This window comes from Proteiniphilum sp. UBA5384, assembly GCF_002410825.1.
In the GTDB taxonomy this organism is placed as follows: Bacteria; Bacteroidota; Bacteroidia; order Bacteroidales; family Dysgonomonadaceae; genus Proteiniphilum.
Window position 1 is genome coordinate 66,317 of sequence record NZ_DHOS01000073.1, and the last position, 15,271, is coordinate 81,587.

General features: G+C 44.3%; 12 protein-coding genes. 10 read left to right on the plus strand and 2 right to left on the minus strand.

The features are described 5' to 3' along the window. Window position 1 precedes the first annotated feature (1 nt). From B4G81_RS14455 to nqrF, 6 genes are all read left to right on the plus strand, one after another. A complete protein-coding gene (locus B4G81_RS14455; RefSeq protein WP_294083710.1) occupies window positions 2–1,351 on the plus strand; it encodes a Na(+)-translocating NADH-quinone reductase subunit A in 1,350 nt (449 codons plus the stop codon). Window positions 1,352–1,389: 38 nt separating this feature from the next. Further along, window positions 1,390–2,598, plus strand: coding sequence for an NADH:ubiquinone reductase (Na(+)-transporting) subunit B (locus B4G81_RS14460; protein WP_294083712.1), 1,209 nt, complete (start codon window positions 1,390–1,392; stop codon window positions 2,596–2,598). A 129-nt stretch (window positions 2,599–2,727) separates the two neighbouring features. Beyond that, the gene (nqrC, locus tag B4G81_RS14465; RefSeq protein ID WP_294083714.1) at window positions 2,728–3,441 is read left to right on the plus strand and encodes an NADH:ubiquinone reductase (Na(+)-transporting) subunit C; all 714 of its coding nucleotides are present in this window, start codon (window positions 2,728–2,730) and stop codon (window positions 3,439–3,441) included. Between the two features lie 43 nt (window positions 3,442–3,484). After that, window positions 3,485–4,117: an NADH:ubiquinone reductase (Na(+)-transporting) subunit D gene (locus B4G81_RS14470; protein WP_294083716.1), complete on the plus strand. Its 633-nt coding sequence runs from the start codon at window positions 3,485–3,487 to the stop codon at window positions 4,115–4,117. Between the two features lie 13 nt (window positions 4,118–4,130). Further along, entirely contained in the window at window positions 4,131–4,745 is a 615-nt protein-coding gene (gene nqrE / locus B4G81_RS14475) for an NADH:ubiquinone reductase (Na(+)-transporting) subunit E (RefSeq protein WP_294083718.1), read from the plus strand. A 35-nt stretch (window positions 4,746–4,780) separates the two neighbouring features. Then, window positions 4,781–6,055 carry an NADH:ubiquinone reductase (Na(+)-transporting) subunit F gene (gene nqrF / locus B4G81_RS14480; RefSeq protein ID WP_294083720.1) on the plus strand — a complete coding sequence of 425 codons (1,275 nt, stop codon included), beginning with the start codon at window positions 4,781–4,783 and terminating at the stop codon, window positions 6,053–6,055. A gap of 72 nt (window positions 6,056–6,127) precedes the next feature. Here the strand turns inward: nqrF and B4G81_RS14485 are convergent, their stop codons facing one another. Both B4G81_RS14485 and B4G81_RS14490 read right to left on the minus strand, forming a co-directional pair. Beyond that, the gene (locus B4G81_RS14485) at window positions 6,128–6,715 is read right to left on the minus strand and encodes an aminotransferase class IV (RefSeq protein ID WP_294083722.1); all 588 of its coding nucleotides are present in this window, start codon (window positions 6,713–6,715) and stop codon (window positions 6,128–6,130) included. A 12-nt stretch (window positions 6,716–6,727) separates the two neighbouring features. After that, window positions 6,728–7,702: an aminodeoxychorismate synthase component I gene (locus tag B4G81_RS14490; protein WP_294083726.1), complete on the minus strand. Its 975-nt coding sequence runs from the start codon at window positions 7,700–7,702 to the stop codon at window positions 6,728–6,730. A 258-nt stretch (window positions 7,703–7,960) separates the two neighbouring features. Here B4G81_RS14490 and B4G81_RS14495 point away from each other — a divergent pair, with 258 nt between their 5' ends. From B4G81_RS14495 to B4G81_RS14510, 4 genes are all read left to right on the plus strand, one after another. Beyond that, window positions 7,961–8,533 (plus strand): RNA polymerase sigma factor, encoded by a 573-nt coding sequence (locus B4G81_RS14495; RefSeq protein ID WP_294083728.1) that lies wholly within the window; start codon window positions 7,961–7,963, stop codon window positions 8,531–8,533. A gap of 96 nt (window positions 8,534–8,629) precedes the next feature. Continuing rightward, window positions 8,630–9,823 (plus strand): FecR family protein, encoded by a 1,194-nt coding sequence (locus B4G81_RS14500; RefSeq protein WP_294083730.1) that lies wholly within the window; start codon window positions 8,630–8,632, stop codon window positions 9,821–9,823. Between the two features lie 51 nt (window positions 9,824–9,874). Beyond that, complete coding sequence (locus B4G81_RS14505; RefSeq protein ID WP_294083732.1) at window positions 9,875–13,327, plus strand: TonB-dependent receptor; 3,453 nt, start codon at window positions 9,875–9,877, stop codon at window positions 13,325–13,327. 12 nt (window positions 13,328–13,339) lie between these two features. After that, a complete protein-coding gene (locus B4G81_RS14510; RefSeq protein ID WP_294083734.1) occupies window positions 13,340–15,262 on the plus strand; it encodes a RagB/SusD family nutrient uptake outer membrane protein in 1,923 nt (640 codons plus the stop codon). Window positions 15,263–15,271: the final 9 nt, after the last annotated feature.

Sequence of the window (15,271 nt, forward strand, 5' to 3'; positions counted from 1 at the left end):
TATGGCTAATCGAATAAAAATTAAGAAAGGCTTACAAATTCCACTGCTTGGCGAAGCTGAAGGGACGCTAAGGGGCAAGGTGACGAGTGAATATGTGAGAATTTGCCCGGAAGATTTTCATGGCGTTACACCCAAATTAACCGTCAAAGTAGATGACACCGTAAAGGCCGGAACTTCCCTGTTCTATGATAAGAATTATCCCGAAATTTCTTTTGCATCACCCGTCAGTGGTATTGTAACGGCTATTGAACGCGGAGAAAAACGGCGCATCCTTTACGTTGAGGTGAAAGCCGACAGTGCCGTGCAATATGAGGATTTTGGTAAAAAAACAGTAGCCTCTCTTTCCGGTGAAGAGGTAAAGAAATCCATTCTTGATGCCGGCATCTGGTTCCTTATCAAACAGCGCCCTTATGATGTGGTAGCTGTCCCGGGAAAAGAACCACGCGATATATTTGTGACCGGATTCGATACGGCGCCGCTGGCTCCTTCCTTCGATTTTATATTGAATGGTCGTGAAGCCGACCTGCAAACCGGATTCGATGCCCTGGCAAAACTGACGCCGGGGAAAGTATACCTCTCTGTCAGTCCAAAAACCACCAACAAGGCATTGCGGGAAGCAGGAAATGTAGTGATTACTGAATTCGGCGGACCGCATCCGGCTGGAAATGTAGGTGTGCAGATCAATCATATTAAGCCGATAAACAGGGGCGAAACCGTATGGACGCTTAGTGCGCCGGATGTAGCGCTGATCGGTCGTCTTTTCAACGAAGGGATTGTGGATCTTACCCGTACAGTGGCGCTCACCGGCTCTGAAGTGAAACAGACCGGATACTACCAGATGTCGGTAGGAACACAGTTGAATTCGATTTTTAAAGACAACGTGACGGAAGGAATCTCATTAAGATACATCAGTGGAAACCCCCTTACAGGCACCAAGATTGATGCGGACGGCGTTCTCCGGGCATATGATGCGCAACTCACCGTTATTCCCGAAGGCGATGATGTGCATGAAGCTTTTGGCTGGGCATCTCTTTCTCCAAAGCGTTACAGTGCCGGATGTACCTATCCTACCTATAACAAGAAGAAATATCGCCTTGATGCCCGTCTGTTAGGTGGACCAAGGGCTATTATCGTATCCAATGAATATGATAAGGTGTTCCCCATGGATATTTATCCTGAACAACTTATCAAATCCATTATCGCATTCAATATCGATAAAATGGAGCAATTGGGTATATACGAAGTGGCACCAGAAGATTTCGCCTTGTGCGAGTTTGTGGATACTTCCAAACTGGAATTGCAGCGTATTGTACGTGTGGGGCTTGACTTGCTGCGTAAAGAGATGGAATAAAATCGAAAAAGAATATATAACTCATAAATAACAGAACTTTGAAAGCGTTAAGAAAGTATCTTGATAAGATCAAACCGAATTTCGAGGAAGGCGGAAAACTGCATTGGCTCTATTCTACATACGATGCATTTGAGACGTTCCTCTTCGTGCCCAACACGACATCGAAATCGGGTGTACATATCCATGATGCGCGTGATTCAAAACGCACGATGATCATTGTGATTCTTGCATTGATCCCCGCATTACTGGTGGGTATGTATAACGTGGGATTACAACATTATATGGCCATCGGTCAGGAAGTAACATTCCTTACCAGATTCTTTTATGGCTTTCTGGCAGTACTGCCCCAGATAGTTGTTTCTTATGTGGTCGGACTCGGAATCGAGTTTGCTATGGCCCAGATGAAAAAAGAAGAGGTGGCTGAAGGATTTCTTGTTACCGGAATACTTATCCCGATGATAGTGCCGGTAGATACTCCCTTGTGGATGATTGCCGTGGCTACAGCCTTCGCTGTGATATTTGCGAAAGAAGTATTCGGCGGTACCGGATATAATATTTTCAATGTGGCATTGATTACGCGCGCATTTCTTTTCTTTTCCTATCCGTCAAAAATGTCGGGTGACCAGGTATGGGTTCGTACTGCCGATACTTTCGGAATGGGGAAAGGTGCTGTAATCGATGGTTATTCGGGAGCCACCCCGTTAGGACAAATTGCTACTACCGAAGCAGGAAATTTTTCCGATTTTGCTTTCAATGGTATTACCGGTCAACCTCTCTCTCTCAGCGATATGTTTTTCGGATTCATTCCGGGGTCTATCGGAGAGGTATCCACCTTGGCCATCTTGCTAGGAGCGGTTATCCTGATAGCCTCCGGAGTCGGGAGCTGGAAGACCATGCTTTCGGTATTTATCGGAGGTCTTGTTGCTGTGTTACTGGTGAACTCGTTCGCACAAAATGCTATTATGGAGATGCCTGTATATTATCATTTTCTATTAGGTGGATTTGCTTTTGGTGCCATATTTATGGCGACTGATCCGGTAACATCCGCGAGGACTGAAAGAGGAAAATGGATTTATGGTTTCCTTATCGGGTTACTCGCAATAACCATCCGGGTGTTCAACCCCGGATATCCTGAAGGAATGATGTTGGCAATCCTTTTTATGAATGCGTTTGCGCCGTTGATCGATTTCTATGTGATCGACGCCAATATCAAACGTCGTATGAAACGGGCAACAGTTACAAAATAAGTTATTCACTTTCGGTTTCGCCGTTATTCATGCTTCACTTTATTTTGTGCTTCGCACGTAAATATCATCGAACAACTGAATAACAATTGAATAACAACTGAAAATCAATTGACTAATAATCGAACAATTATGAACAGAGAAAGTAGTGGATATACGATCATATATGCATCAGTAATGGTGGTTATAGTGGCGCTTGGATTGGCTTTCACTCATCAGGTACTGAGTGATAAGCAGATTGCAAACGAAAATACCGATAAAATGCAGCAGATATTACGTTCTCTCAACTTGGAGGTGACCGCTGCGGATACACAAAATAAATATAGCGAACTGGTAAAGAACGCCTATCTTGTCAATGATGAGGGGAAGAGGCTGGAAGGCACTGAAGGAATTACGCCTGATGATCCGGCTTTTTCAACTGAGTTGGGTGATGCCCAGGCAAAGGGATTGCCGGTCTATGAAGCCGAAGTAGACGGTTCTACCAAGTATATTATTCCTATGAGCGGTACCGGTCTGTGGGGGGCTATCTGGGGTTATCTGGCCATCGAGGCTGATGGAAGTGCCATTTACGGTTCAGAATTTGGTCATGCGGGAGAAACCCCGGGGTTGGGAGCCGAAATCGTAACGCCTCATTTTAGAAATCAGTTTCAGGGTAAGAATCTTTTCAGGGAGAATGAATTCACCTCGGTAGCTGTAGTAAAACCCGGACAAACCAATACCAGAAGAGATTATGTGGATGGTATCTCAGGTGGAACTATTACCAGTAAAGGGGTAGATGATATGTTGTTGAATAGCGTGGGTAGATATAAGAATTTTTTAATGAACTTACGCACTGCCAATCAATAAGGGTGGTACAATTTTGTCAATGAAAATATAATAGAGAAAGAAAATGGCATTATCAAGTAAGACAAAAGCGGTTTTATTGGGACCGTTGAATAAAAATAATCCTGTCATCGTACAGGTATTGGGTATCTGCTCCGCACTGGCAGTAACCTCTAAACTCGAACCTTCGATTGTTATGGCGATTGCTGTGACCATTGTAGTGGCTTTTGCCAATGTGATCATATCGTTGTTGCGCAAATCAATTCCTAACCGTATTCGTATTATTGTGCAGTTAGTGGTTGCGGCGGCATTGGTGACCATTGTCAGTGAAGTTTTAGCAGCATTTGCCTACGATGTGAATAAGCAACTCTCGGTATTCGTCGGATTGATTGTGACAAACTGTATTTTGATGGGGCGCCTTGAAGCATTCGCTCTTGGTAACGGTCCGTGGCCTTCTTTTCTGGATGGAATCGGCAATGGATTAGGTTATGGAGCGATATTGATAGTAGTAGGATTCTTCCGCGAACTTCTGGGATCCGGTACCTTGCTGGGCTACCCGGTAATACCGCAGGGGCTCTATGATGCCGGTTATGAAAACAACGGTTTGATGATGCTTGCTCCAATGGCAATATTGTTAGTGGCTTGTATTATATGGGTACACAGGTCGAAAAATAAGGAATTACAGGAAGAGACCAATTAAATAAAAAAATATTATGGATGCAATTAGTTTGATTGTACGATCGATATTTGTCGACAATATGATTTTCGCCTACTTCCTGGGAATGTGTTCTTTCCTGGCGGTGTCGAAAAACGTGAAAACAGCATTAGGTTTGGGAATTGCAGTTACTTTTGTATTGGTACTTACCTTGCCGGTCAATTATTTGCTGGAAAATTATGTGTTGAAAGCGGGTGCCTTGCAATGGCTGGGAGAAGAGTATGCCGACGTTGATCTGAGTGTCTTTAGTCTGCTCATCTTTATAGCTATCATTGCATCGATTACCCAGCTTGTAGAGATGGTTATTGAGCGTTTCAGTCCCGCCCTCTATAACTCATTGGGGATTTTTCTTCCCCTAATTGCTGTAAACTGTGCGATCCTTGGTGGCTCATTGTTTATGCAACAGCGTGATTTTGCCAATGTAGGGATGGCCACATCCTATGCTTTTGGTTCCGGGATCGGCTGGATGCTGGCTATTGTCGGTATGGCTGCTATCAGGGAAAAGCTGGAGTATTCCAATGTTCCCAAACCTTTGAAGGGATTAGGGATAACCTTTATCGTTACTGCATTGATGGCCATTGGTTTTATGAGTTTTTCAGGGATTGACATTTAATCGACAACAGACAACAATAAATTATTTATTATAATATGAGTGTATTATTGAGCGCGGGTGGATTGACGATATGGGCGAGTGTCATTGTGTTCCTGCTGATCATTTTGGTGCTTGTGGTGATCATTCTTATAGCCAAAGCAAAGTTAATGCCATCAGGTAATGTAAAGGTCACAGTGAATAATGAAAAAGAATTAGATGTGCCGATGGGTAGCACCCTGTTGAATACGTTACAATCACAGAATATTTTTCTCTCTTCCGCTTGCGGAGGTGGGGGAACATGTGGCCAATGCCGCTGTCGCGTAGTAGAAGGGGGAGGCGAAATCCTTCCCACGGAGAAAGGGCATTTCAGCCGCAAGGAGCAGTTGAATGACTGGCGCCTGAGTTGCCAGGTGAAGGTAAAGGAGGATATGTCTATCATTGTGCCTGAAGAGGTCTTTGGTATCAAAGAGTGGGAATGTGAAGTTATCTCCAATCACAACGTGGCATCATTCATCAAGGAATTCGTAGTGAAATTGCCCGAAGGTGAAAAGATCGACTTTAAACCGGGTTCATACAGCCAGATCAGGGTTCCTAAATATGACGAGATCAAGTATTCCGATTTCATCATCGACGAAGAATATAAAGGTGAATGGGATAAGAATAACATGTGGGGACTGGTAGCGAAAAACGATGAGGATACTGTGCGCGCTTATTCTATGGCCAACTATCCTGCCGAAGGGAATATCATTACCCTCAATGTGCGTGTGGCAACACCACCGTTCGACCGGGAAAAAGGTGCCTGGATGAATGTGAATCCCGGTATCGTGTCGTCTTATATCTTTAAACTGAAACCGGGAGACAAGGTGATGATGTCGGGCCCGTATGGAGATTTCCATCCTGTCCTCAACAGTAAACGCGAAATGCTTTGGGTCGGTGGTGGTGCCGGTATGGCTCCCCTGCGCTCGCAAATCATGCACATGACCAAAACGTTGAAAACAACCGACCGCAAGATGTCCTATTACTATGGGGCACGGGCATTGGTTGAAGCCTTCTATCTGGAAGATTTCTACGAACTCGAAAGGGAATTCCCTAACTTCTCGTTCCATTTGGCACTCGACAGGCCTGATCCGGCAGCCGATGCAGCAGGTGTGAAGTACACTCCCGGATTCGTCCATCAGGTGATTTACGATACATATCTGAAAGACCATGATGCTCCTGAAGACATCGAATACTACATGTGCGGTCCCGGCCCGATGGCCGCCGCTGTACAGCGAATGCTCGACAGTCTTGGTGTACCACCCGAAATGATCATGTTCGACGATTTCGGATAACAGCAGATTTTATTACATTTACTATATATAGTCAGGCGGTATTCCTCCATAGAGAGGGATGCCGTTTTTTGATTAATATATGATATTGCAGACAGGGAGGCATACTCCGTCTTCTATATCCAGCATGGCATTGACAAGGTGGATATGGTCATACTCAGGGAGGGAATCGCGGTGGATAACTCTTTCCGATATAATTCCTTGGCGAATAAGATTCTGCCGTTTAGTGCCATTTAAGAGCGAGCTCTCCGGGGTGAAATACTTTTCCCCCTGACTGAACACCACATTGCTATAAGATGTGTCTGTGATAAAACCGTCACGGGTAATAAGGATCTCGTCGCAATCTCCTTTCTTTGCCAGTAAGTCATTAAATGGTTCCCTGTTGGCAAACTTGAGTGGGTAATCGACGAAAGCCTCCATCAACTTTAATGAGGAGATTTTCCTGGGAATATATTTTTCAAATGAAATCTCTTCAATGCTATCATAATAGAGTATCCGGCATTTTACTTTCGTATCTTTGAGTTCAGCCGGGAGTAGTTCCCGGACGTCAGGCAGTGAAGGAGATTTAAATCCGAAATCGGAGGCTGTCCGTTGCATCCGTTCTGCGTGTCCCCGCCCGTTTTGAATCTCACCCTGAAGTATGCAAATGGTCTCTAAAAACATAGCATGTGAAATTTAAAAAGGAAGATATATTTTTTTAATGGATTCTTCATACTCTTTCCGGCAATCACTGTTTGCGGTAATACCGCCGCCGCTGCGGAAAAAGAGTTGTGAACCGCATTGTTCGATAAACCGGATTAGCACGAACGACTCCAGTACTTCTCCGTCGAAATAACCGGCCACCCCTGTATAGTAGCCCCGTGGCTCCTTCTCTGCTTCCTTGATAAGCCGGAGGGTCGCTTCCTTGGGGGCTCCCGATACCGATCCAGCCGGCAATAGTTCAAAGAAAAGCGTACCCAGATGATCGAAATAATCCTCCGGAAGTGCACCTTCGATTTCGGAACTCACCTGTAGTATTGGTCCTTTGTTTGTTTTTAGTTTATCTATATATCTGAAACGGTTTACTTTTACTGAGGTAGCAGTCTTGCTCAGGTCGTTACGTAACAGATCCACGATGGTATTATGTTCAGCCGTCTCTTTCGGATCGTGCAGGATAACTTCACGGGCATGGGGTAAAAGTGCGTCAATTGTTCCCTTCATGGGAAAAGTGAGTATTTTACCCCTTGCTATGCATACAAAGCATTCCGGAGAAAAGCAGACCCATCTGCCGGGGACGCAGAGTTTATAGGTAGCTTTACTGAACCGGAAAATATCTTCCGTCGAAAGTGTGCTCTGCAGCGGGGTCTTGATTGTGAGGTTGGCAAGGTAGGAGTCCCCCCTTTTCAACCCCTCCATCACCACTTTAAAACGTGCCCGGTAGGTATCGTAGTTTTCGGGATTAGCCTCGAACAGGTATCCTTCCGGAAGGGTGGGAAGCGAAGTGTAAGCATTGGAAGTACCTTTTATATCAAACAGGATTTGGAACTGGCACATCGGATCTGAGATAAAGAATCCCTCCTCCATTTCAAAATCGATTGCAAACAGAAACGGTTTTCTCTCTTTTCCCGCTTCGTTCATCTTCACCTTTATATCATTGCATTGGAAAATCATGCTACAAATATAGTGAACTATTTCGTTAAGCTGAATGCGTAAGGTTTATTTCATATCGACTATGCTTACTGCCTTCAATAAGGTGTCACATATTGGTGGAAGGATCGGGGGTATTGAAAATTTCTTGAAGAGATCAGTAAAATATTTTGCGGATATAGATTTTTGCTTTTACTTTGATACATTTCCTCTTTTGTAGACGTTTATATCTGATAATATTGTCTTATTTTTGCCGGGCAAAAAGTGAATTCCCTGATTTAAATGGAAAAAAATAAACAATCCGACACATATCTGTGGGGAAAATTCCTTGAAGGAGATGCCGACGCTTATGCAAAAATTTATAAGCAAACGGTACAGGACCTTTTCCGGTACGGGTTGCTGTTCTCTTCGGACAGGGAATTGGTGAAGGATTGCATTCATGATGTCTTTATAAAAATATATGCCAACAGGGTTTCATTGAGTATGACCGATAATGTAAGTGCCTACCTCAATACTTCACTCAAAAATACAATCATTAATCAACTTAAAAAGAATCGGTCCATTTCTTCCCTCCAGGAAATGGATGAGTGGGGCGAAACCGGCGACGATGCCGAAACGCCTGAATCTTCCTATATCCGTAAAGAATCAGATGGTCAGTTGAACCAAACATGGCAATCCGCCATGTCCGTCTTGAGTTTACGACAACGGGAAATCATGTATTACCGTTTTGTAAAGAACCTGAGTATAGAAGAGATTTGCAAAATTACCAATATCCAATACCAATCGGTGGCAAATTCAATTCAACGATCGCTGATCCGGATCAAAAATTTGATCAAAAAGCAAAGTCTTCCCTAAAAGTTGTCTAATTAATGTTTATTTGCAAAAATTAAGAGTATAAAATGATATACTTTCTGTTGATGTGAATGTAATATAATTGTTATTAGACAAAATATGAAATTCACCCAGAAACATGCCGATTTTTCGGTATACGCTTTTGAAGATTTTTTGCAAGATGAGTTTTTTATCCGGTCCATTCATTCTCCCAATGAAGAGACCGCTCTGTTTTGGCAGGATTTTGAAAAGTCCAATCCTGCCAATATTGATGAGTTCTGTCTGGCAAAGGAGTATCTGGAAACGGTTAAAGCCGGTGACGGGATCCTGTTGGGTGATAATGAAGTGGCCGATTTATGGAACAGGATAGATAAAACCAATCATAAGCGTGTAAGGACCCGGAATTACAGGATCGTAAAATGGTCGGCTGCTGCATCCGTCGCAGCCATACTTGGCATTTTCTTTTTTATGAATTTTCACGGCAATACCAAAAGGGATATCGCTTCATATGCCGTTCATACAAAAGATAGCGTCTCTGATATTGATGGAGATGTTTTATTGGTTTTGTCGGAGGATAACATCATTCGTATCGAAGATAAAGAGGCTTCTGTTATGTATGGAGAACATGAAATCAGGGCGGGCAAAGAAACTGTCAGCAAAGAGGTTGATGATAATTATAACCAACTGATTGTGCCGCACGGTAAGCGCTCTGTTTTGACTCTGGCAGATGGTTCAAGGATTTGGGTAAATTCCGGTACCCGCGTTGTCTATCCTTCCCGGTTCGATAAAAAACAACGGGAAGTTTACGTAGATGGGGAGGCTTATCTGGAGGTTTCCAAAGATCCCGACCGTCCGTTTTTTGTGAAAACAAAAGATATGAACGTGCGGGTGTTGGGGACCAAATTCAATGTGACGGCCTATGAATCGGAAACATTCAGCCAGGTGGTGTTAGCGGAAGGAAAAGTGCAGGTACAGTCGGGAGCCAATGACGCAGTTATTCTGAAGCCTGACGAAAAATATGCCGTGAAAGAGGGTGTCGATGCCGTGAAAAAAGTAGATGCCGGGAAATATATTTCGTGGGTACAGGGATTTTATAATTTCGAGAGTGCCGGTTTTGGTTTTGTGATAAATCGGTTGTCAATGTACTACGGGATTGATATCGAAGTGGATCCTACATTGGAAAAAGTAAAATGCTCCGGAAAGATCGATTTGAATAATCCGTTGGAAACCGTATTGGACGGACTGGATTTCATTATTCCCCTATCTTATCGGTACGAAACCTCAAATGCAACTTATTATATCAATGCCAGATAATGTGAGTTTTTGTATATAAATAACTTTAGTTGAGATGATAATGAAAGTGTTATGAAAAATTTTAACTTTATTGTGAAGAACGCACGAGGGAAAAAATTTCCCTATGTGCTGTATTGCCTCCTTTTTTGGAGTGTGACACTGTCTTTTGCCGGTAATACCGTATATTCGCAAAATGACAAGACTCTATCGATTCGGGCCACCAATGAAACGGTACGTGAAGTGTTGGATCGGATTGAAAAGACCTTCGGGTATGTCTTTTTTTATTTAGACGATACATCAGATTTGGACCGAAAGGTGTCTATCAACCAGAGCGGGAAAAATATAGAAGAGATCCTGACGGAATTATTGTCCGGGACTTCCTGCACTTATCGCATTTCGGACCGTCAGGTATTTATTTCGGAAAAACGAACAGTCGAAAACCGTGAAGTTGCTCAACAAGCACAATTGCGGAGGATTAGTGGACGCGTTACCGATGTCAAAGGTGAACCCCTGATCGGGGTGAATATTACCGTGGAAGGAAAAACCGGCGGTACAATAACCGATTTGGATGGACTGTATGAGTTGCATATCGACCAGAGAAATGCTGTGCTCCTTTTCTCCTACATAGGGTTTACCCCGGTGGAGATCAGGACCAATTCTTCCTCCAGCATTTACGATGTGATTCTCGAAGAACAGGTGAATGAACTGGAAGAGACAGTTATCATCGGTTATGGTACCCAGCGTAAAATCAGTAATATAGGGGCCCAGTCTTCGTTGAAACTCGAAGATATCAAATCGCCTTCGGCAAGTTTGACTACAGTATTGGCCGGACGATTGGCGGGTGTAGTGGCTGTGCAGCGGACAGGTGAACCGGGTAAGGATGCCGCGGATATCTGGATTCGCGGTATTGCCACTCCCAATACGGCAAAACCTTTGATCCTGGTAGATGGCGTGGAACGGTCATTCAATGATATTGACCCGGAAGACATAGAATCACTGACAACCCTGAAAGATGCTTCTGCTACGGCCGTATATGGGGTGCGGGGTGCGAACGGTGTGATCATCATTAAAACAAAACCCGGTAAAATTGGTAAACCGACTATCAGTACCGACTATTACGAGTCATTCACCCGGTTTACGAAAATGGTGGACCTCACCGATGGGGTTTCTTATATGAAAGCCGCCAACGAGGCATTGAGGAATGACGGATTGGCGACAAGGTATACCGAGTCGCAGATACAGAATACAATTCTGGGAAAAGATCCCTATCTGTATCCGAATGTGGATTGGTTGAACGAGATATTCAATGACTGGGGACATAACCGTCGTGTGAATGTCAATGTGCGTGGAGGTAGCGAGAAGGCCTCTTATTATGCCTCTGTCAGCTATTTCAACGAAACAGGCATGACGGTCACCGATAAGAATATAGGTGCGTTTGATTCGAAAATGAAATATAGCCGCTATAATTTCACGACCAACCTGAGCCTTGAGGCCACACCATCCACCAAAGTGGAAATCGGTGCCCAGGGATATCTGGGTGAGGGTAACTATCCGGCTATCTCTTCGGCAAGTTTATATAATGCCGCCATGTCGGTGTCGCCGGTAGAATACCCGAAGATGTTTTTTGTAAATGGTGAGCCATTCGTGCCGGGACGTTCTTCAAATAATAACTTCAATAATCCTTATTCGCAAGCCACACGCCGGGGGTACGATAATTTGACCAAAAACCAGATTTACTCCAACTTACGTGTTACCCAGGATCTGGGCATGTTTATCCAGGGTCTCAATCTGACAGCCATGTATGCATTTGACGTGTACAATGAAATACATGTGCATCAGGATCGTGCCGAATCGACTTACTATTTCCTGGATACCAACGTTCCTTACGACCTGAATGGTCAACCCATCCTGCAAAGGATTTATACGGGTACCAATGTATTAAGCTACAGTCAGGAGACCAGTGGCAATAAGAAAACATATCTCGAAGCTTCGTTGAATTATGACCGGACTTTTAACGATCACCGGGTGAGTGGTCTGTTTCTTTTCAACCAGCAGCAAAGGCTTCTTTACCCGAAAGGTACTTTGGAAGAGGCCATTCCCTATCGCCTGATGGGTATTGCGGGTCGTGCTACCTATTCATGGAAAGACCGTTACTTTGCAGAGTTCAATATCGGCTACAATGGCGCCGAGAACTTCTCACCGAAGAATCGCTATGGAACTTTCCCCGCATTTGGAGTGGGATGGGTGATCTCCAATGAGAAATTCTGGCAACCGTTATCACGGGCGGTATCACTCTTTAAGATTCGTTATACAGATGGAAAAGTAGGTAACAGCGAGGTGTCTGACCGCCGTTTTATGTATCTGGACCAAATGAAAGAAAACGATAGTTATGGGTACAAATTAGGACCTAACGGTACAAAATATTCGGGATATGAGACACTGAATATGGCTGTGGACCTGATATGGGAAGAAGCACGCAAACAAGATCTCGGCATTGACCTGAAGTTGCTTGACGATGATCTTTCTGTTATCTTCGACATTTTTAAAGAACGCCGCGAGAATATCCTTCTGAAACGGGAAAACTCAATACCCTCTTTTCTCGGATACAATACTTCTGCACCTTATGGAAATATCGGTATCGTAGAGAACAAAGGTTTTGATGCTACGGTAGAATATACCAAGCATTTCAATAAGGACTGGATGTTGATGATACGGGGTAACTTTACCTACAATAAAGACAAATGGATCCAGGGCGAGTTACCGGAACAACGGTATGAGTGGATGAACCAGTATGGTCGTAACATCCTCGCCAAGAAAGGTTATATCGCCGAAGGTCTGTTTACGCAGGCTGAAATTGACGATATGGCCCGTTGGAACGCATTGTCCGACGCAAATAAAGCTATTACGCCAAAACCGTTTGCATCCCAGTTCGGCACCGTAAAAGCCGGTGATATCAAGTATAAAGATCTGAATAACGATGGACAGATTGATGCTTATGACCAGACATACATCTGTCGTGGTGATGTGCCGGCAATGGTATATGGTTTCGGATTTACGGTAGGCTGGAAAAGCCTGCAAGTGGGGATGATGTTCCAGGGGGCTCACGATGCTGAACGTATCATGAGTGGAAGCAGTATCCAGCCATTTAATGGCGGTGGTGGTGCCGGCAACCTGTATAGCAACATTGCCGACCGGTGGACGGAAGACAACCCGAACCAGAATGCTTTCTATCCGCGATTGTCATATGGTGCGGAAACTTCCAGTAATATCAATAATTTCCAGCCGAGTACATGGTGGGTACGCGATGTTAGTTTCATGCGCTTGAAAACTATGCAGATATCATATAACCTGCCAAAAGATTGGGTCAATAAATTACACCTGAAAAATGCTGCTGTGTACGTGATGGGGAATAACCTATTTACACTCAGTCGGTTTAAGTTGTGGGATCCGGAATTAAATACGGATAACGGAGCCTCTTATCCCAATACGACGTCCTATTCGGCCGGTATTAATTTTACATTCTAAAAAACAGTGACGATGAAAAAATGCAATTATATATTCTGTGGTATGTTGTCGCTATTCATGGCGGTAACCTCCTGTTCTGACTATTTCGACCAGATACCTGATGACCGTCTGTCGTTGGAAGAGATTTTTACAACAAGAGACGGAGCCTTGAAATATCTTTCTAATGTCTATACATTCCTGCCCGATGAGTTCAATCAGCGACAGGTGCATGAAACAAGCCTTTATCGTACGCCCGGCCCATGGACCGGTGGTTCCGACGAAGCTGAATGGACCTCATCGGGAAATAAAGCCAAGCTGATCAATAACAATACGATCGATGCCACCGAAAATACAATGGTATTATACCGTTGGAAAAGCTGGTATTCGGGGATACATGAGGCCGCTGTATTTACCAAATATGTGGACCAGGCCCCGCTTACAACAGCAGAGAGAACACAATGGAAAGCCGAGGCGCGTGCATTGCGTGCTATCTACTATTTCTATCTGGTACGCACTTATGGTCCTGTACCCATTCTGGAGGACGATTTTCCATTGAATACGCCGAGTGACCAGTTACAATTGCCACGCAGTACCGTAGACAGGTGCTTCGACTTCATCGTTTCGGAATTGAAAGCTGCACAGAATAGCGGTCTGCTGGAAGATGCCTCTTCTGACAGGACTACGGGTGTCGGGCGTATCGATAAAGCTATAGCACAGGCATTTATCATTGAGGTGTTGACATATCGTGCCAGTTGGCTGTTTAATGGTGAGTGCAGTTATTATTCCGATCTGATGAATCCGGACGGAACAAAATTATTTCCTGATCAGCCGGACGCGGCAACCATCAAGGCAAATTGGCAAAAAGTAATTACCGAATGCCGCCAGTTTCTGAATGATTACGAAGGCCGTTTTCAGTTGATGCATACCGATAAGTCAGGAAAACCCGTCGCCGGTCCCGATGCCGAGGGGTTTAACCCCTACGAATCCTATCGTCGCGCCATCAGGACTTTATTTTCGGAGATGGGAAACAACAGGGAGATGATTTTTTATCGGATGGATAATGCTGCAGGAACCATGCAGTACGACCGTATGCCCAATAAATCGGGCAACACATCCAATTACCGGGGAGGAAGTCTGTTGGGCGCTACCCAGGAAATGGTGGATGCCTACTTTATGGCAAATGGGATATCGCCTATCACCGGCTATGCCGCCGATGGCGTGACGCCCATTACCAATCCGCTTTCCGGTTATAAAGAAGACGGCTATTCTGCTTCGGACTATAAAGCTGAAGATGGAACGCTGTATGCACCTACGGGTACGCGTAATATGTACGTGAACCGTGAGCCGCGCTTCTATGCCGATATTACTTTTAGTAATTCAAAATGGTTTTCAGGTACCGAAGGCGATTACATCACCGATTTCACCTATAGTGGAAACTGTGGAAAGGCACAAGGGAACAATGACTTTACCAGTACCGGATACCTGGTACGGAAGAATATGGATTCCGGTGACCGTAACCAAAACCTGGTTTGCGTATTGCTCCGCTTGCCGAATATCTATTTTAATTATATGGAAGCATTGGCACATGCAGACCCTACCCATGAAGATATTTGGAAGTATATGAATCTGATCCGCAGACGTGCCGGCATTCCTGAATACGGAACGTCAAACCTGCCGAAACCGACTACTACGGATGGGATAATGGAATTGATCCGGAAAGAAAAACGCATTGAGTTGAGTTTTGAGAATTGCCGTTATTTCGACGTGCGTCGTTGGGGGCTGACAGCCGAATTTTTCAATAAACCGGTGCACGGCATGAATGTGAACTACGATGGAAACGAGTTCTACAAACGTACGGAAATCACTTCACGCAATTTCGACCGTCAGTATTTTTTCCCGATACCGCAAAGCGAAATAGATATTGACAAAAACCTGATGCAAAATACCGGATTTTAATAAAACTGA